Annotated in this window: 21 protein-coding genes and 2 pseudogenes; 19 read left to right on the top strand and 4 right to left on the bottom strand. The window is 71.0% G+C overall.

The window, feature by feature from the left end:
- Positions 1–86: 86 nt before the first annotated feature.
- From ABD340_RS19435 to ABD340_RS19400, 9 genes and pseudogenes are all read left to right on the top strand, one after another.
- Entirely contained in the window at positions 87–893 is an 807-nt protein-coding gene (locus tag ABD340_RS19435; RefSeq protein WP_344590408.1) for a DeoR/GlpR family DNA-binding transcription regulator, read from the top strand.
- Between the two features lie 163 nt (positions 894–1,056).
- Positions 1,057–1,515 (top strand): annotated as a pseudogene (locus tag ABD340_RS48000) (ATP-binding cassette domain-containing protein); the annotation flags it as partial.
- A gap of 213 nt (positions 1,516–1,728) precedes the next feature.
- Positions 1,729–2,550: an ATP-binding cassette domain-containing protein gene (locus ABD340_RS47995; RefSeq protein ID WP_425547405.1), complete on the top strand. Its 822-nt coding sequence runs from the start codon at positions 1,729–1,731 to the stop codon at positions 2,548–2,550.
- Between the two features lie 223 nt (positions 2,551–2,773).
- A complete protein-coding gene (locus ABD340_RS19425) occupies positions 2,774–3,100 on the top strand; it encodes a WXG100 family type VII secretion target (RefSeq protein ID WP_344590404.1) in 327 nt (108 codons plus the stop codon).
- Positions 3,100–3,594 (top strand): WXG100-like domain-containing protein, encoded by a 495-nt coding sequence (locus tag ABD340_RS19420; RefSeq protein ID WP_344590402.1) that lies wholly within the window; start codon positions 3,100–3,102, stop codon positions 3,592–3,594. The genes ABD340_RS19425 and ABD340_RS19420 overlap by 1 nt, the downstream gene beginning before the upstream one ends.
- Before the next feature lie 8 nt (positions 3,595–3,602).
- Positions 3,603–4,286 carry a deaminase domain-containing protein gene (locus ABD340_RS19415; protein WP_344590400.1) on the top strand — a complete coding sequence of 228 codons (684 nt, stop codon included), beginning with the start codon at positions 3,603–3,605 and terminating at the stop codon, positions 4,284–4,286.
- A gap of 9 nt (positions 4,287–4,295) precedes the next feature.
- Complete coding sequence (locus tag ABD340_RS19410; protein WP_344590399.1) at positions 4,296–4,814, top strand: SMI1/KNR4 family protein; 519 nt, start codon at positions 4,296–4,298, stop codon at positions 4,812–4,814.
- Positions 4,811–5,353 carry a hypothetical protein gene (locus ABD340_RS19405; protein WP_344590397.1) on the top strand — a complete coding sequence of 181 codons (543 nt, stop codon included), beginning with the start codon at positions 4,811–4,813 and terminating at the stop codon, positions 5,351–5,353. The genes ABD340_RS19410 and ABD340_RS19405 overlap by 4 nt, the downstream gene beginning before the upstream one ends.
- Positions 5,350–5,727, top strand: a complete 378-nt coding sequence (locus ABD340_RS19400; RefSeq protein WP_344590395.1) for a deaminase domain-containing protein — start codon at positions 5,350–5,352, stop codon at positions 5,725–5,727. Before ABD340_RS19405 ends, ABD340_RS19400 begins: the two co-directional genes overlap by 4 nt.
- 4 nt (positions 5,728–5,731) lie before the next feature.
- On the opposite strand, the gene ABD340_RS19395 is transcribed toward ABD340_RS19400, so the two are convergent.
- Positions 5,732–6,166: a YbaB/EbfC family nucleoid-associated protein gene (locus ABD340_RS19395; RefSeq protein WP_344590393.1), complete on the bottom strand. Its 435-nt coding sequence runs from the start codon at positions 6,164–6,166 to the stop codon at positions 5,732–5,734.
- Positions 6,167–6,417: 251 nt separating this feature from the next.
- Between ABD340_RS19395 and ABD340_RS19390 the strand changes: the two genes are divergently transcribed.
- Positions 6,418–7,395: an MBL fold metallo-hydrolase gene (locus tag ABD340_RS19390; RefSeq protein WP_344590391.1), complete on the top strand. Its 978-nt coding sequence runs from the start codon at positions 6,418–6,420 to the stop codon at positions 7,393–7,395.
- Between the two features lie 128 nt (positions 7,396–7,523).
- A pseudogene (locus tag ABD340_RS19385) lies at positions 7,524–7,904 on the top strand (cytochrome P450); the annotation flags it as partial.
- A gap of 222 nt (positions 7,905–8,126) precedes the next feature.
- On the opposite strand, the gene ABD340_RS19375 reads toward ABD340_RS19385, so the two are convergent.
- The 3 genes from ABD340_RS19375 to ABD340_RS19365 are packed head-to-tail and all read right to left on the bottom strand — an operon-like array spanning position 8,127 to position 9,521.
- Positions 8,127–8,768, bottom strand: coding sequence for a GTP-binding protein (locus ABD340_RS19375; RefSeq protein WP_425547391.1), 642 nt, complete (start codon positions 8,766–8,768; stop codon positions 8,127–8,129).
- Positions 8,749–9,111: a DUF742 domain-containing protein gene (locus ABD340_RS19370; protein WP_344590390.1), complete on the bottom strand. Its 363-nt coding sequence runs from the start codon at positions 9,109–9,111 to the stop codon at positions 8,749–8,751. The genes ABD340_RS19375 and ABD340_RS19370 overlap by 20 nt, the downstream gene beginning before the upstream one ends.
- On the bottom strand, positions 9,108–9,521 hold the full coding sequence (locus ABD340_RS19365; protein WP_344590388.1) for a roadblock/LC7 domain-containing protein: 414 nt from the start codon (positions 9,519–9,521) through the stop codon (positions 9,108–9,110). Before ABD340_RS19365 ends, ABD340_RS19370 begins: the two co-directional genes overlap by 4 nt.
- Positions 9,522–9,965: 444 nt before the next feature.
- Here ABD340_RS19365 and ABD340_RS19360 point away from each other — a divergent pair, with 444 nt between their 5' ends.
- The 8 genes from ABD340_RS19360 to oxlT are packed head-to-tail and all read left to right on the top strand — an operon-like array spanning position 9,966 to position 17,214.
- Positions 9,966–10,631: a 2-oxoacid:acceptor oxidoreductase family protein gene (locus tag ABD340_RS19360; protein WP_344590386.1), complete on the top strand. Its 666-nt coding sequence runs from the start codon at positions 9,966–9,968 to the stop codon at positions 10,629–10,631.
- Positions 10,632–10,641: 10 nt separating this feature from the next.
- Positions 10,642–12,507, top strand: a complete 1,866-nt coding sequence (locus ABD340_RS19355; protein ID WP_344590385.1) for an NAD(P)-binding protein — start codon at positions 10,642–10,644, stop codon at positions 12,505–12,507.
- Positions 12,508–12,511: 4 nt separating this feature from the next.
- A complete protein-coding gene (locus ABD340_RS19350; protein WP_344590383.1) occupies positions 12,512–13,861 on the top strand; it encodes an oxalate oxidoreductase subunit alpha in 1,350 nt (449 codons plus the stop codon).
- A gap of 5 nt (positions 13,862–13,866) precedes the next feature.
- Positions 13,867–14,955, top strand: a complete 1,089-nt coding sequence (locus tag ABD340_RS19345) for a thiamine pyrophosphate-dependent enzyme (RefSeq protein WP_344590381.1) — start codon at positions 13,867–13,869, stop codon at positions 14,953–14,955.
- A gap of 22 nt (positions 14,956–14,977) precedes the next feature.
- Entirely contained in the window at positions 14,978–15,253 is a 276-nt protein-coding gene (locus ABD340_RS19340; RefSeq protein ID WP_344590380.1) for a hypothetical protein, read from the top strand.
- A 1-nt stretch (position 15,254) separates the two neighbouring features.
- Positions 15,255–15,542, top strand: coding sequence for a hypothetical protein (locus tag ABD340_RS19335; RefSeq protein WP_344590378.1), 288 nt, complete (start codon positions 15,255–15,257; stop codon positions 15,540–15,542).
- Positions 15,543–15,559: 17 nt separating this feature from the next.
- The gene (locus ABD340_RS19330; protein ID WP_344590376.1) at positions 15,560–15,841 is read left to right on the top strand and encodes a hypothetical protein; all 282 of its coding nucleotides are present in this window, start codon (positions 15,560–15,562) and stop codon (positions 15,839–15,841) included.
- A 38-nt stretch (positions 15,842–15,879) separates the two neighbouring features.
- Complete coding sequence (gene oxlT, locus ABD340_RS19325) at positions 15,880–17,214, top strand: oxalate/formate MFS antiporter (protein ID WP_344590374.1); 1,335 nt, start codon at positions 15,880–15,882, stop codon at positions 17,212–17,214.
- The last annotated feature ends 29 nt before the right edge of the window (positions 17,215–17,243 follow it).

The following is a 17,243-nucleotide window of genomic DNA, read 5'->3' as shown; positions in this document are numbered from 1 at the left end:
CCGAAGGGCCCCGGACCCGCGCCCGACTGACTACGATCGGAATCGGTCGAATCCTTTCACCGAGTCGAGACCGGAGCTGGGGGACAGTGAGCGAGAACCAGGGGCCGGCGGACGGGCGCAGGCCGGTCTTCGCCGCCGAACGCCGCAGGCGCATCCTGGAGCTGGTCCGCGCCAACGGCGCCCTGTCGCTGCGCCAGCTCGCCGAGGCCGTCCAGTCGTCCGAGGTCACCGTGCGGCGGGACGTGCGCGCGCTGGAGGCCGACGGCCTGCTCAACCGGCACCACGGCGGCGCCTCCCTGCCCGGCGAGCTGTCCCGCGAGCCCACCTACCTGCAGAAGGCCCAGGTCGCGTCCGCCGAGAAGGCCGCCATCGCCGATCTGGCCGGCGCGCTGGTGGAGGACGGCGACGCCATCGTCATCGGCCCCGGCACCACCACCCTCGCGCTGGCGCAGCGCCTGACCGGCCACGCCGAGCTGGCCGTCGTCACCAACTCGCTGCTGGTGGCGCAGGCGCTGGCGGGCTCCCCGCGCATCGAGGTCATGGTGACCGGCGGCACGCTGCGCGGATCCATCCAGGCCCTGGTCGGCAGCGAGGCCGAACGGGCCCTGGCCGGCCTGCGGGTGCGCCGCGCCTTCATCTCCGGCAACGGCCTGACCGCCGAGCGTGGGCTGTCCACGCCGAACGTCCAGGTGGCCAGCGCCGACCGCGCGCTGGCGACGGCCGCGGAGGAGGTCGTGGTGCTCGCCGACCACACCAAGATCGGTGTGGACACGATGGTGCAGACCGTTCCGTCCGACCGGATCGACCACCTGGTCACCGACGAGCACGCCGCGCGCGAGGAACTGGACGAGCTCAGCGGCCGCGGCGCCCGCCTGCACGTCGCCAGGCTCTGACCGACCGGTTCTGGCCGACCGATTCTGATCGACCGTGACCGAACGTGCTCCGAATCGTTACTGCATCGTTTCGCGACGGGATCACCATCGGTGCAGCGGGGGCGCGACGGCCAGGAGGGAACGCGTGCCGAACAGAGTCCTCGAAGCCGCCGGGATCCTCAAGAGGTTCCCCGGGGTCCTGGCGCTCGACCACGTCTCCCTGACCCTCGTCCCGGGCGAGGTGCACGCCCTCGCCGGGGAGAACGGCGCCGGCAAGTCCACCCTGCTCAAGGTGCTCACCGGGATCCACCGTCCCGACGCGGGCGAGGTGCGCGTCGCGGGCGCGCCGGTCCGCCTCACCGGGCCGCGGGAGGCCGCCCGCGCCGGGATCGGCGCCGTCCACCAGGACACCGGCCTGCTGCCGCTGATGAGCGTGGCCCGCAACCTCTTCCTCGGCCGCGAGCCCCGCACCCGGCTCGGCCTGATCGACTTCGCCCGCATGCACGCCCGCTCGGAGGAGATCCTCGCCGGGTACCGGGTGAGCGTGGACGTCCGCCGCCCGCTCGGCGCGCTGCCCGTCGGCGCCCGCCGCCTGGTCGCCCTGGCCCGCGCCTGCGCGACCGGCGCCCAGGTGGTCGTCCTGGACGAGCCCGCCGCGTCCCTGGAGCCCGCCGAGGCCGCCGTGCTCTTCCGCACCATCGCGGCGCTCCGCGACGAGGGCCGCTCGGTCGTCTACGTGAGCCACCGGCTGGAGGACCTGTACGAGATCTGCGACCGCGTCACGGTGCTGCGCGGCGGCCGGGTCGTCCACACCGGGCCGCTGGCGAACCTGGACCGCCTCGCCCTGGTCGCCCTCATGCTGGGCCGCGGCCGCGTCCCCCCGCCCGTCCCGATTGAGGCGCCCGTCCCGATCGAGGCGCCCGCGCCGATGCCGGACGGCGACCCACCCTACCTCCAGGCCACCGGGCTGACCCGCAAGCACGCCCTCACCGACGTCTCGATCGCGCTGCGCCGCGGCGAGGTCCTCGGGCTCGGCGGGCTGCTCGGCGCCGGCCGTACCGAGACCGCCAAGGCCATCGCGGGCGCGCTGCCGCTGGACTCGGGCGAGGTGACCGTGGCCGGCGCCCCGCTCCGCAAGCGCTCCATCACCGGCGCCATCCGGGCCGGCGTCAGCCTGCTGCCCGAGAACCGCACGGCCGAGGGACTCGTCCCGGCACTGTCGGTCCGCGACAACATCGCGCTCGCCGCGCTGCCCCGGCTGTCCCGCTTCGGCGTCGTGTCGGGTGCGCGCATCGACCGCATCGCCGACACGTTCATGCGCCGCCTGCGGATCACGGCCACCTCGCCCCACCAGAAGGTCCGCGAGCTGTCCGGCGGCAACCAGCAGAAGGTGCTGCTGGCCCGCTGGCTCGCCATGCACCCCAAGGTCCTCCTCCTGGACGAGCCGACCCGCGGCGTGGACGTCGGGGCCAAGGCCGAACTCCAGGAGCTCCTGGACGAACTCGCCGTCGACGGCCTCGCCGTCATGCTCATCTCCTCCGACCCCCGCGAGCTGGTGGACGGCTGCGACCGCGTCGTCGTGATGCGCGAGGGGGCGATCGCCGCCGAACTGGTCGGCCCCGAGGTCACCGAGGACGGCATCATGACCGCGATGGCGGCGGCCGCCCCCACCTGCTGACGTCCGTTCGAAATGCCGATACCGGATCTTTGGACGGTGCGGAGCGGCCGGTGGTTCCTGGCCGGAAGCGGCCTTTGCCCCTCCGCGTGCCATGCCGTTCCCGTTAAGTGCCGCTCACCTGAGCAAATGCGCGAGGCCAATCGGTCGCAGGGAAGGCGCCGGAGAAAAGTATGCTGAAATCTTTTTTGACCGCCAGTAAACTCCCGATGACCGCGGAGGTTACATGGGCAACGAGCTGCGTGTAAGCCGGGACGACCTGCGAAGAGCGGCCACCATGCTCGGTCAGGCCATCGACCGGATGGACGCCGATCTGTCGGCCCTCGAAGGGGAGCTGGGCGGCTTCGGGCAGCCCTGGGGCGGCGACGAGATCGGCATGCTGATCGGGGCGTGCTACGAGGGCGCCCTCGACATGGCGATGGAGTGCTTCGGCACCAACATGGACGAGCTGGACGGCTTCGTCGAGGACCTGGAGAAGATGGCCGACAACTACCGGGGGGCCGAGGACCTGTCGGAGATCGAGGTCAACCGGGTCAGAGAGATCCTCGGCTGATGGGCATGCAGCTTCCCGGCGAGCTGATCTCGCTGCTCGGCATGCTCGGCTACACCTGGCCGGAGGCCGACGAGACCAAGCTGTTCGAGATGGGGCAGCGGTGGGTGGCGTTCGGCGGGACGCTGTCCTCGGGCGTCGGTGAGGCCGGCGGCGCCGGGCAGGCCGTCAACATGGCCGGCATGGGGCAGGGGTTCGACTCCTTCCAGCGGGCCTGGGCCGACCCGAAGGCGCCGCAGACGCTGCTGGGGAAGGCGACCAGCGGGGCGATGGTGGTCGGGGTCGGGCTGATCGTGGCCGGCGCGGTGGTCCTGGTCCTGAAGATCAGCGTGATCGTGCAGCTGGTGATCCTGGCCTTCCAGATCGCGCAGGCCATCGCCACCGCCGTGGTCACCTTCGGCGCGTCGCTGCTGGAGATCCCGATCTTCAAGATCATCACCGGGCTGATCATCGACCAGCTGATCGGGCTGGCGCTCAACGCGATCATGGGCGAGTAGGCCGCCGCATGGGACGCGGAAGCCGCGGCAGGGGACGGCAGAACCTGCGCCGCGGGCGGGGCGTCGCCCGCGGGATGTACAAGAAGATGGGCCTGCGGGACCTCATGGAGCCCGCGCCGGGGCGGCGCCGGGCGCCGGGCAGCTCGCCCGCGCCCCGGACCGGGCTCCCGAACAACCGCAAGTTCGACAACCTGGTCAACCGGGCCCGCAAGCTCAAGGCCAAGACCGGCAAGCGGCGCAACGTCGCCACCTCCGACTACGACGTGTTCCCGCCGGGACGGGGCAGGCAGCGGGGCTCGATCGACACCCGCAGCGGCCGGTCCAATTCCCCGGAGCAGGGATTCACCGACACCAGGCGCGACGGGCCCGACCGGCTGCCGAACTACCAGGCCGGCGGCCACGACCGGACCAACGACTCCGAGAAGAAGATATTCGAGGACTTCAGCCGGAGATTCCCGGACACCCGCACGTCGGGCAATCTGACGGTCTACACCGACCGGCACCCCTGCGAAGGGTGCGCGATGTCCACCCAGGATTTCCTGCGGCGCTATCCGAATATGCAGGTGGACATCGTCTACACCAACCGGGACGGTGGCGTGGGAGCCCCGCAGATCGGCACCCAGAACAACTTCCCCGGCGACTATGTGAACGACCGGATCACCCTGAACCACTACACCCGCGGCGCGAGGTAGTCTCCTGCCATGGGGAGGAGACGCGAGCGCGGGAGCCCGACGGCCACGCTGGATCCGCGGCGCTTCTCGATCGCGGAGTACCGCGAGTACGTGCTGGCCAGGCGGCAGACCGGCCCCGGGGAACTGGCCGGATGCTCGCCCGGCGAGATCGAGCATCTGGCGCGCGTCCAGGGGGTCGGGCGGATCCCGCGGCTGTATCGCGAGTTCCTCCTCGCGATGGGGAAGAATCCGCGTCCCCTGCTGTCCGGCGTCGACTGGACGTACCCGGACCTGCTTCAGATCAAGGGCGAGATGACCACCGACCTGACGGCCGCGGGCATCGACACCGGATTTCTCGACGACACGCTTCTGATCGGGCTCGGCGGCGGTCATTACATGTTCTACATTCCGAATGCGAGCACGGCGGGCGACGATCCCGAAGTGTGGACCTCCAGCGACGGCGGAGACCGCGAGCGGGCGTATCCGACCTTCCGCGAATTCCTGCTGGCGATCGCCGACGACGACGGCAGGGCGGTGCGTCTCCCATGATCCGCGACGGATTCTCGATCGCCGAGTTCCGCGACCACCTGGTGGCGGAGGGGCTGGCCGCGGCGGGCGACTTCGCCGGCTGCGCGGAGGCGGAGATCCACGGCGTGCTGCGCGCGCAGCTCGTCCTCGGGGTGCCCGCGCTCTACCGCGACTTCCTCGCCGTGATGGGCAAGCGCCCCTACCCGCTGATGCAGGGCACCGACTGGACCTACGACGACCTGCTGGAGCTCAAGCGGGACTCCGCCGACCTGCTCCGGGAGAACGACGCCGACCCGGCGCTGCTCGACGACGCGCTGGTGATCGCGATGCACCAGGGGTACGTCTTCTACTTCATCCCGGCCGCGTCGGCCGCCCCCGCCGACCCGCCCGTCTGGACCTACACCGAGGGCGAGCAGCCGGTCAGGGCGTTCGGCACGTTCCGCGAGTTCCTGGTCTCGCTGGAGCGGATGCGCCGCCGCGAGCTGAGCGCGTACCGGGAGCTGGAGGCCTCCGGCCGGTTCACCATGACCCGCGCCGACGACGGCACCGCCGGGCCATGACGGCGAACGTCGTCACCGCCGACCTGAAGGCCGGCGGCGTCCGCGCCGCGTTCGACGCCGTGACCGCCGGCGAGGGCGACGGGGATGTGCGACCTCCCGAAGCCCCTCGCTTCACCGCCGGCAGTACGGACCACGCCGAGTACCTGGTCCTCGAATCGGCCGCGGCACGGATCGCCAACCGCCGCGCGAAGGGCGTGCTGCGCATGTACAGCGAGCACTACCCGTGCGCGCCCTGCCGCGACGTGATGCGGCAGTTCCTGCGCGCCTTCCCGCGCATGGAGATCGAACTCGGCTACACCCGCGGCGAGCCGGAGCCCTTCGTCCCCGACCCGGTCAACGCGCGGATCGAGATCACCCACGTCGAGCCGGGCTGACGGCCTACCGCGGCGGGTTCTGGCCGCGGTCGCCGATGCGCGTCATGATCTCGTCCAGGCTCTGCGTGAACATGGCCAACTGCCGCAGGCCCTGGTCCTGCGCCTCGCGCAACCGGTCGGCCAGCACGGCCGGGTCGATCGCCACGTCGGCGACCTGGGACCGCTCGCGCAGGTCGCGCAGCGCCGCGTTCACCGCGACGACCAACTCCGCGGACAGTTCCTCGGACGACATCCGCAGCACGCGTGGATCCATTTCGATCGACGTGACCTCGCCGCCAGGGGCGGCGACGACCCGGATCCGCCCGTCCGCCGTCTCCCCGCGCCCTTCGGGGGGAGCCTCGCCCTCGGCCCCCGCCGGCCGTGCCGGTCCGGAGCCGCCCTGTTCCAGGAGCTGCCTGGTCTCGGCCAGCATCCGGTCGAACTCGCTGAGGTCCGCCATCTCGCTCTCTCCCTCCCACGGCCTCGATCGTGTTGGTTTCGAAGCCGAATTCACTCGAGTCGACACGATCCCCTTCTGATCCCCAGGCGCGGCGGGACGGCCCTGGCGCCCGAGGCCGCGCCGCACGTACCGTCCCCACACTGAAACAGACGTCCGGACCACATCACCGGTTCGCATCGCCGCGCTCAAGATCGTCCCGGCGGTTTATTCTGAAGCGCCGTCCATGAGGGTTTTTTAGAAAGGCGCCTCCGATGACGCAGGTTTCGCAGCAACGGTTCGCCCCTCCTGCTCTGCTGGAGCAGGGGCATCCGTTCCGGCAGTGGAAGACGTGGCGGATACCCGGTGCCGAGTTGACCCTCACCGGCTATTCCCGCGCGAACGACAAGACCTTCTTTCATATCCCCGAGCTGCGGTGCAGTCTCGACGCGGGGCTGTGTGAAGGGCGGCAAGTGGACACGGTCTTCTTGACCCACACTCACCACGACCACTCCAAAGACCTCGATTTCCTCGCTTCCAATGCCTCCGGCACGGACATCTACCTGCCCGCCGAGGCGGTGCCGTACGTGGAGTCGTACCTGCGCGCGTCCGCGGAGCTGAACCACGGAGCGGGGTTCGACCCGGCCCTGGCGGGGGGCTACCGCCTGCACGGTGTGCGGCAGAACGACGAGGTTCTTTTCGGACGCCGGGGGCACCACGTGCGGGTGGTGGAGTGCGAGCACAAAGTGCCCTGCGTCGGGTATGCCTTCTCCGAGCGGCGCAAGGCGCTGCGTCCGGAGTTCGAGGAACTGCGGCGGTCGCTGGAGCGGGAGGGCCGGAGCCGGGAGTTCGGCCGGATCATGGCGCGGAACCGCGCGGAGGGCGTCGCGGTCGACGCAGAGGTCCGCAGGCCGCTGTTCGCCTTCCTCGGCGACACGCACGTGAACGTGTTCGAGCGGAATCCGTGGCTCTTCGAGTACCCGGTCGTCATCACCGAATGCACCTTCCTCCACGACACCGAGCTGGACCGCGCGGAGCGGGTCGGGCATACGGTCTGGAGCCGGCTCAGGCCTGTGGTCGAGGCCCACCCGGAGACGCTGTTCGTTCTGACGCACTTCAGCCTGCGCCACTCGGACCGGGAGATCCTCGAGTTCTTTCGCCGGGAGAAGGCGGACGCGGCATGGCCGGACAACGTCGTGTTGTGGGTCCACCCGGCGAGCCACCTGCCCGAACAGCACCAGCACTCCGTCTAGGCGGACGGTTTCGGTCGGGCTTTTTGATAACCGAGAATACGGGCAAGATCAAACCATGGCTGCCCGCGGGGGTGCCTCCCTAGGCTCGGGATGATGATCGCCCGGAACTTCCGTCAGGAGCGTTGCGCGTGACCGTGACTCCAGAGTTGCCTGACATCGTGTCGGCCGAGTTCGCCGCCGATCCTTACGCCGCCTACCGGATATTCCGTGAGAGCGGTCCGGTGCACTGGCACGAGGGCATGCAGAGCTACGTGGTATCGCGGTATGAGGACGTGTCCCGCGCCTTCCGGGACCAGGTGTTCACCACCGCCAACTACGACTGGCAGCTCGAACCGGTGCACGGCCGCACCATTCTCCAGCTCAGCGGCAGGGAGCACGCGGTGCGCCGCGGGCTGGTGGCCCCGGCCTTCCGCGGCGGCGAGTTGCAGGAGAGGTTCCTGCCGGTGATCGAGCGGAACGCGCGCACGCTGATCGACGCGTTCCGCGCCGACGGCCGGGTCGAGCTGGTCGGCCGGTGATGTGGTGGATCTCCCGGTAGCTCACCACGAACCACGCGGGCACGTCACCGTCGAACAGGACGGGCACCACCGGGCCGTACTCGCGGCGCAGCCGGTGGTAGAAGGCGGCGGGCTCGCGGGCGATGCCGGTCCCGGTCAGCCGCACGGGTCCGGCGGCCACCGCGGCGGGCGGGCGCGAAAGGCCGTCGCGCTCGGACGGACCGGTCGGTCCGGTCACGGCGCGATCTCCTCGAAAGCCGTCGGGTCCTGGAGCCGGGCGAGGTGGCGGACGAGCGTGATCAGTACGGTCTTGGACGACTCCCGGGTCCGCGCGTCGCACTCGACCAGCGGGATGTCGCCGGGCAGCGAGAGCGCGTCGCGGACCCGGTCGATCGACGGCCGGGGGCCGCTGAACCGGTTGACCGCGACCACGAACGGCATCCCGTGCGCCTCCAGCCGGTCCAGGGAGTAGAAGGACTCCTCCAGCCGGCGGGTGTCCACCAGGACCACCGCGCCCAGGCTCCCGGAGAACAGCCGGTCCCACAGGAACCAGAACCGCTCCTGGCCGGGCGCCCCGAACAGGTAGAGGACCCGCTGCTCGTTCAGCGTGATCCGGCCGAAGTCGAACGCGACCGTGGTGGTGTTCTTGTGCTCGACCTGGCTGAGGTCGTCGATCCCGACGCCCGCCTGCGTCATCGTCTCCTCGGTGCTGAGCGGGCGGATCTCGCTGACCGAGCCGACCATGGTGGTCTTGCCGACGCCGAACCCGCCGACGATCACGATCTTGGAGGCGTCCCGGGCGGTGCGGCGCAGCGGTGGGTCCTGGACCGAGCCGAGTCGCCCGTCCGCGGTGGGATCAGAGGTCTTGGAGTCCAACGAGCACCTGCTTCAGCGTTTCCATGTCGGCCGTGCGCGCGGACGCGGCGGCCGAGGACGGGTGGCGGACGGTGACGCGGCCGGAGTCCCGCAGGTCCAGCAGCAGAATCTTCACCACGCTCACCGGCATTTCCAGATGGGAGGAGAGCTCGACGACCGCGACCGGGCCGTACCGGCACAGGCGCAGGATCGCCGCGTGCTCCGATTGCATACCGGGCACCGGGTCGTCCTCGGCGACGATCAGCGAGACCACGTCGAGCTCGCCGCCCTCGACCCGGCTGCGCCCGCCGGTCACGGTGTAGAGCCGGTCGGGATTCTCCTTGTCGAGCGGGCGCGGGTTCATGGGTGAGTACGGGCCCCGGGGGTGCGCGGCGCCGCGGTCAGGTAGCCGCCGATCTGCTCGACCAGCTCGTGCATGCTGTGGCCCACCAGCCCGACATCGGCGATCTCGTCGGCGACCACGGCCAGGTTGGCGCCGGCACCGGCCGGCACGATGAGCAGCACCCCGCCGGGGAACTCCACCATCGACTGGCCCGCGCCGATTCCGTTGCCGAACTCCCCGGAGGCGCTCAGCGACAGGCTCTGGATGCCCGAGGCGATGGCCGACAGCTGGTCGGCCTTGTCCTCGTCGAGCCCGGTCGTATGGCAGATCTTCAGGCCGTCCTTGGACAGCACCAGGACGTGCCGGACGCCGGGCGCGCGGTCCACGAGGGTCGCCAGGAGCCAGTCGAGATCGCGCTGGTCGGTGCTCATCGGTTTTCGGGACGCGGCCGGTGGGCCGGCGTCCCTTCTCCCCTCTGTCGTCCTGCCATATGAGCCTTGCGTGGCGGCTGCGCGTCATCATCCTTGCGAAGGGAGCGGCTGAAAGATCACAACGGGCGCGGGCCGCCTCGCGCCGAGCCCGGGAAGACCGGTGACCATGATGCATCACCAGTGGATCAAGATGTCGTAACTCGCGGAGATTCCGACTTTAAATCGTCACGTTAACCAAAGACCGATAAATCCCTGAATGAGAATTGGGAGCGTTCCACTCAGCCGGTCGCCCCGCGGCGCGAAGCGCAGGGCGCGATCGCGCACGCGGCCGAGCGTGCCGGCCCGCACTGACAGCCCCGCCCGAATTGGGCCCTTGCGGTTCCTTTCAGACGGTATACGATGTCCCGTATCCCGGCGACGATATACCGCGCCTTAGGAGGTCTCGTGTACCACGAGCTCACCGTCTGGTCCCGGGGGATCATCATGGACAAGGAGGCGCGCGACGTCTCCTCGTGCGTCGCCTCGGCGGCGCGGTCCCTGGGCCACCACGCGGAGAACGTCAGCGACTACGTCGACGACCCCGACAGGACCAACTGCCTCGTCCGCCGCTACGCGCGACTCGGCGACGAGCCGATCGAGGACCGCTTCGTCTACGAGAACCCGCACCCCGACTGGGTGGTCCTCATCGAAGAGACGATCATCAAGGCGGTCAACTTCTTCCGGGGCACCCGGCCCGGGGAGGGGGTCCTGGTCGTCAACTCCGCGCGCGACCCCGAGTACCTGATCCGGTTCCTCCCCGACCACATGCTGGACAAGCTGGCGAAGCTGGTGGTCGTCGACGCCGTGCGGCTGGCCGAGCAGCGCGGCTCCAGCCCCTGGATGTTCGTCCGCGACCTGTCGGAGCTGGCCTTCGACCGGATGTCCACCGAGGGCGCGGTGGAACGGCTCGCGATCGGCATGGGCATCGCCGCGCCCGTGCTCGGCGCCCTGGTGGCCGCCACCGGCGTGCTGCCGATCGACGCGGTGGCGCAGGTCGTCGCCGACCGCGACGCGATGCTGCGCGGCGCCGAGGAGCATCGCGTGCTCGTGCCAGGTTCCGCTCCCGTCTGAGGAGGCCCCCATGTCCGTCCGCGGCACCCGGGTTCCGGCACACCTGCAGCTGCCGATCGCCGGCGTGACCCCGCCGCCCACCGAGGAAGAGGGCCAGCGGCTCTTCCCCACCGGAAACTTCCGCTCGTTCCGGCCCGTGTACCGGGACAAGACACCGCCGTGCAACAACGCCTGCCCGACCGGCGAGCAGATCCAGAAGTACCTCGACTACGTCAAGCACGAGCGCTACCTGGACGGCTACCTGACGATCCTGGAAGACAACCCGATGCCGTCGGTGACCGGCCGGGTCTGCTACCACCCGTGCGAGACCGCCTGCAACCGGGGGTTCCACGACGAGCCGATCGGCATCCGGAGCGTGGAGCGGTTCCTCGGCGACTTCGGGCTCCGGCTCCCCGAGAACCCGATCGCCGCGACCCTGCCGCCGCTGTCCGGCCGCCGCGTCGCCATCGTGGGATCCGGCCCGGCCGGGCTGGCCTGCGCCTACCACCTGCGGCGGCGCGGCCACGCCAGCGTGATCTACGAGGCGCTGCCCAGGCCGGGCGGGATGCTCCGCGCCGGGATCCCGCACTGGCACCTGCCCGAGGAGGTCCTGGACGCCGAGATCGCCAAGATCGAGGGCCTGGGCGGGATCGAGATCCGCTGCGGCGTCCGGGCCGGCGCGGACGTGTGCGTCGACGACCTGGTCGCCGAGTACGACGCCGTGTTCCTCGGCCTCGGCCAGGACGTGGGGCGGCCCCTCGCCGTCGAGGGCGCCGACCTGCGCGGGGTCTCCGGCGCCATGGAGTTCCTGCGCGAGGCCGGGCTCGGCAGGCCGGTCAAGGCCGGCCGCGAGGTGCTGGTGGTCGGCGGCGGCAACACCGCTTCCGACGCCGCCCGATCGGCCGTCCGGCTCGGCGGCGGCACCGCGACCATCGTCTCGCTGGAGTCGGCGGACGAGCTGCTGATCGTCGAGGAGGACCTGGTCCAGGGCCGCGAGGAGGGCGTGCGGTACGCCACCAACACCGCCGTCGCCCGCGTCCTCGGCGAGAACGGCGTCGTCACCGGCGCGGTGCTCTGCGACGCCCGGCTCGCCAAGGACGCGAGCGGCCGGGTGGTGCCCGAGCCGGTCCCCGGCACCGAGCGCGAGGTCTCCTGCGACACCGTCCTGGTCGCGATCGGCCAGGTGCAGCGGCTGGACTGGCTGGCGCCCGAGATGGTGGAGAACGGCCTGGTCAAGGCGGACCGGTACGGCCGGGTCGGCTCCGCGGCCGCCGGGGCGGGAAGCGTCACCGTCTTCGTCGGCGGGGACGTCTCGCGCGGGCCGTCGATGGTCGTGGACGCCCTGGGCGACGGCAAGCGCGCGGCGCGGAACATCGACGTGCTGCTGCGCGGCGAGGAGCCGGCGCCGCCCGAGCCGGTCGAGGTCATGCCGTACGAGCGGCTGAACACCGCCTACTTCCCTGAGGCGCCCCGCGTCGAGGCGCCGATGACCCCGCCCGAGGAGCGCAGGAGGAGGCAGAAGGTCGAGGTCACCCTCGCCTACAGCCGCGAGCAGGCGGTGGCCGAGTCGGACCGGTGCATGAGCTGCGGCGTCTGCAACGGCTGCGACAACTGCTACCTGGTCTGCCCGGACGTCAGCGTGATGCGCGGGGCCCGGGAGAACGGCTCGTACGAGATCCGGCTTCCGTACTGCAAGGGCTGCCTGGTGTGCGTGCAGGAGTGCCCCACCGGCTGCCTGGAGAAGGCCCCCGAACTGGACTTCGACGAGCCGGACGCGGTGGTCCGGATGGAGACCGCGTTCGCCACCCACGACGGCGCGCACGCCGAGCAGTCGCCGCCGATCGCCCGCCTCATCGAGGAGCAGACCGCCGCCTACGACGCCGCCCGGAAGGTGTGATCCGATGGCCGGCACCATTCACACGGACACCACGCGAACGGACACCGTTCACACGGACGCCGTCCACGGCAACGGGGCCGCCGTTCACGCGCCGGGAGCGGGGCCCGCCTGGCTGGAACGGGCGGAGCGCACCCCGGAGGGCGACCGGCTCCTGCGGGACATCGCGGGGACGCGGGTGCGGCTGAACGGCTGCGCGGCGGCGGCGTACGGCGCCCTGTACGCCAACGTCGACGTGGTCAGCGCCTACCCGATCCGCCCGTACACGGCGATCATGATGAACCTGGCGCAGTTCATCGCCGACGGCGTCCTGGACGCCGAGTACCTGCACGCCGACGGCGAGCACGCCCAGCTGTCCGCGGCGTTCGGCGCCGGGTCGTGCGGCGCGCGCGCCTACACCGGCTCGTCCGGGGTCGGCGTCACCTACGGGTACGAGATGTACTCGATCACCTCCGGGGCGCGGATCCCGATCCAGATGGCGATCGCCGACCGCACCCTCGACCCGCCCGGCGACTTCGGCTCCGAGCACACCGACGCGCTGTGCACCCGTGACATGGGCTGGCTGATGGGCTGGGCGGCGACCCCGCAGGAGGTCTTCGACAAGACGCTGATCGGCTACGCGATCGGCGAGGACCCGCGGGTGCTGCTCCCGCAGATGATCTGCCAGGACGGCTACTTCGTCTCGCACATCGCCGGCGAGGTGGAGATGCCCTCGACCGAGCAGGTGGACCGCTACCTGCCGCCGTACAACCTGCCGTTCCCGCTCGACCCGCGGCACCCGGTGTCGCACGGCGCGCAGATCCACCCCGCGCAGGGGCCGCCGCTGCAGCTGGAGCGGGCGCGCGCGATGGAGTCGGCGATCCCGGTCATCCGACGGCGCACCGACGAGTTCGCCGAGGTCTTCGGCCGCCGGTACGCCCATTTCGTCGAGGAGTACCTGCTGGAGGACGCCGAGATCGCCTTCGTCGTCTCCGGCGGGCACTCGGTGACCTGCCGGGCCGCGATCCAGCGGCTGCGCGCCCAGGGGATCAGGGCGGGCATGGCCCGGCTGATGTGGGTGCGCCCGTTCCCGTCCGAGGACCTCCAGAAGGCGCTGCGCGGCGTACAGGCGGTCGGCGTCGTGGAGACCAACCTGGGGCTCGGCGGCGCGAGCTACGGCGGCATCCACTCGCTGGACGTGACGACGGCCCTCTACCACTCGCCGTACAACCGGCCCCTGGTCACCTCGTTCATGGCCGGGCTGGGCGGTGAGACCGTGCCCATCGCCGAGTTCACCTGGATGGCGGACAAGCTGGTCCAGGCGCGGGAACGCGGCGCCGTCGAGAAGCCCACCCACTGGGTCAATTTCGAGGACTGAGACACATGCCCGAGGTCATCAGGCAGCACCTGCCGCTGTTCGACGAGCAGGGCCGCTCCGCCGCCGTCCCCGACGAGGAGGGCAGGGACCTGCACTACCTGCCCGACCTTCCCGGGGAGGACCCCTACCAGGCGGGGCACCGCACCTGCGCGGGCTGCGGCCCGGCCATCGAGTACCGCTGGACGCTCAAGGCGGCCGGCGAGAACACGGTCCTGGCCGGCCCCACCGGGTGCATGTACGTCGCCAACTCCACCTACCTGTGCACCCCCTACACCGTGCCCTGGGCGCACACCCCGATCGCCAGCGGCGGCTCGTTCACCTCCGGGATGGCGGCCGGGTACGAGGCGCTGATCCGCAAGGGCCGCTACGACGGCCCGTACCCGAACATCATCGTGATGGCCGGGGACGGGTCGGCGGCCGACATCGGGCTGGGGTCCATCTCCGGCGCGCTGTACCGCGACCATGACGCGCTCTTCGTCTGCTACGACAACGAGTGCTACGCCAACACCGGCATCCAGACCTCGCCGACGACCCCGTACGCCGGGATGACGACGTTCACCCCGTTCGGCTCGAAGATCCCGGAGGGCAAGAGCCTGCCGCCCAAGAACCTGGCCAGGATGATGGCCGAGGGCCACCCGCACTGCTACGTGGCGACCACCACGGTCGGGTACCCGGTGGACCTGATGAACAAGACCCGCAAGGGGCTCAACCGGCAGGGCGCGGCGTTCCTGCACTGCTTCACGCCGTGCCAGAAGGGCTGGGTCTACCAGACCTCGATGACCGTGGAACTCGGGCGCCGGGTGGTGGAGGCGGGGCTGTTCCCGGTGTGGGAGTACGACCCGGAGACGCGCGAGTACTCCTACTTCCATCCGCCCGTGCAGCGGCCGGTCACCGACTACCTGGCGATGCAGGGCCGGTTCGGGCACATGCTGCCGGAGCACGTGGCGCGGATGCAGCGCTCCGCCAACCAGAACTGGGTGGACATCGGCATGGACGTCCCGGACGAGCTGCTGGACCTGGAGGATCCGGAACGGCACGAGCGCCTCAAGGAGGAGTCGTACGCGATGCCCATCAACCGGGGCATCGGAGCCTGACCGGAGCCGAGGAGGGGCCGCGATGTTCCAGCTGCGCTTCGACGGCGGGCGGCAGCAGCGCTACCTGCCGGACCACAGGTCGGTGCTGCGGTACGTGCTGATGATCGGCCCGCACGCCGCCGACACGGCGTTCGAGGTCTGGACCGAGGGGGCACCGGTCCGGCTGGCCGACGGTTCGCCGGGTGGACGCACCTTCGAGCTGGCGGAGGTCATCGACGTCGCCGCCCCCGGCGCCTACGACCGGCTCCGCGCCGCCCTCGCGGCCGACGCCGCCCCCGCCCGCACCGGGGCTGGCTGAGATGGCCGGCGACGGCGCGGGCGGCCCGGCCGGCGAGCGGCCGCGGTTGCTGCCCCTGTCGGTCGGGCCGTCGCGAACCCGCGACCGGGAGGCGCTGCGCGCGGCCGTCGTGCAGCTCATCGGGCATCTGGTGATCGAGGCGGTGCCGCCCGAGCGCCGGCATCCGCTCTTCGACCAGGGCCGGGAACTGCTGGAGGAGGCGGGCTGGGGGCTGGCCGAGCTGGTCCCCGCCGCCGCCGAGGACGGCGCTGCCCGGCGCGAGCTGTTCCGGATCCTCCGCCTGTCCTGACCCGCCGAGGGGCCCGCATGGACCGCTTTCCCCGCCGGTTTCCCTTCGAGCTGCGGCTGCCGCTCGCCCCCTACCGCTTCGAGTGGCGGGGGGAGGCGGCCGTCTCCGCCGAGAAGGACGAGACGGCGCTCTACACCGAGGAGCGCTACACCCACCGCGACGGGACCGTCGTGATCATCCGCGCGTACCGCGCCGACGGTTCCTTCCACATTCTCTCGGACAGGGCCGAGATCGAGCTGATCGACAACGCGAACGATCCGGGGGCGCCCGATCCCGTCAGCCTCGTCCGGCTGCCCTAACCCAGCGCGACGCGCGGATCAGGCACGAGGAGGCCGAGATGTCGGCAATGGCGCGCGAACATACAGACGAGGCGGTCCCGGGTTTCACCGTGAACCGCTGGTGGGTCCTGGCGAGCCTGGTCGTCTCGATGATGGCGATCGCCAACCTGCAGTACGCCTGGACCCTGTTCACCGACCACCTGGAGACGAGCCTGGGCGCCGAGCTCGCCGCGATCCAGTTCGCCTTCACCGCGTTCATCTTCACCGAGACCTGGCTGGTGCCGGTCGAGGGGTGGTTGGTCGACCGGGTCGGCCCCCGGCTGGTCATGCTCGGCGGGGCGGTGCTGATCGCCGCCTCCTGGGTCGGGTCCGGCCTGGCGGGCAGCGTCTACGCCCTGTGGGCGGTCTACGCCCTCGGCGGCGTCGGCGCCGGCGCCATCTACGGCTCCTGCGTGGGCACCGCGCTCAAGTGGTTCCCCGACCACCGGGGGCTGTGCGCCGGACTGGTGGCCGGCGGGTACGGCGCGGGCACCGCGGTGACCATCATCCCGATCTCCCGGATGATCGACTCGTCCGGCTACCGGACGACCTTCATCGTCTTCGGGATCATTCAGGGCATCGCGGTCGCCATGGCGGCGCTGTTCGTCCGGAGCCCGGCGCCGGGCTGGCAACCGCCCGGCTGGGCCGAGAAGGAGCGGAAGATCCGGTCCAGGGTCAGGATGAGCACCCGCGACTACACCTGGCGCGAAACGCTGCGCCACCCCGCCTTCTGGGCCATGTACCTGGTGATGACGCTGATGGCCTTCACCGGGCTGGTGATGACCGCGCAGCTCAAGCCGATCGGCAAGGACTACGGCATGGACGAGGGCGTGCTGTGGTTCGGGACCAGCGCGCTGGTGCTGGCCGTGCTGATCGACCGCATCCTCAACGGGGTGTGCCGCCCCTTCTGGGGCTGGGCCTCCGACCACATCGGCCGCGAGACGGCGCTGACGCTGGCCTTCGCCTTCCAGTTCTTCGTGATCGTCATCTGGATCGCGTTCATCGAGCATCCGGTCGCGTTCGTGGTGCTGACCGCGCTGGCTTTCTTCTCCTGGGGAGAGATCTACTCGCTGTTCCCGGCGACCGTGGGCGACCTGTTCGGACGGGCCCACGCGACCACCAACTACGGGATGCTCTACACCTCCAAGGGCACGGCGTCGTTCTTCGCGGCGCCCGGGGCGGCGTGGCTGGTGTCCCTCAACGGCGGATCGGGCCAGTGGATCCCGGTGCTGTGGGCGATGGCCGCGTGCAGCGCGCTGGCGACCGTGCTCACCTGGTTCCTCATCCGTCCGCTGGTCAGGCAGGCCGTCGGGGAGCCGGTGGCCGTCGGGGAGACCGCGGAAGCGATCCCCTGAACGGGCAGCGGGAACCCGCGGGAGCGCTG

The sequence above is a fragment of the Actinomadura vinacea genome, from assembly GCF_039532545.1.
GTDB classification, from domain to species: Bacteria; Actinomycetota; Actinomycetes; order Streptosporangiales; family Streptosporangiaceae; genus Spirillospora; species Spirillospora vinacea.
Note: the sequence above shows the minus strand (reverse complement) of the source record. Positions and strands in the feature narration are given on the sequence as shown.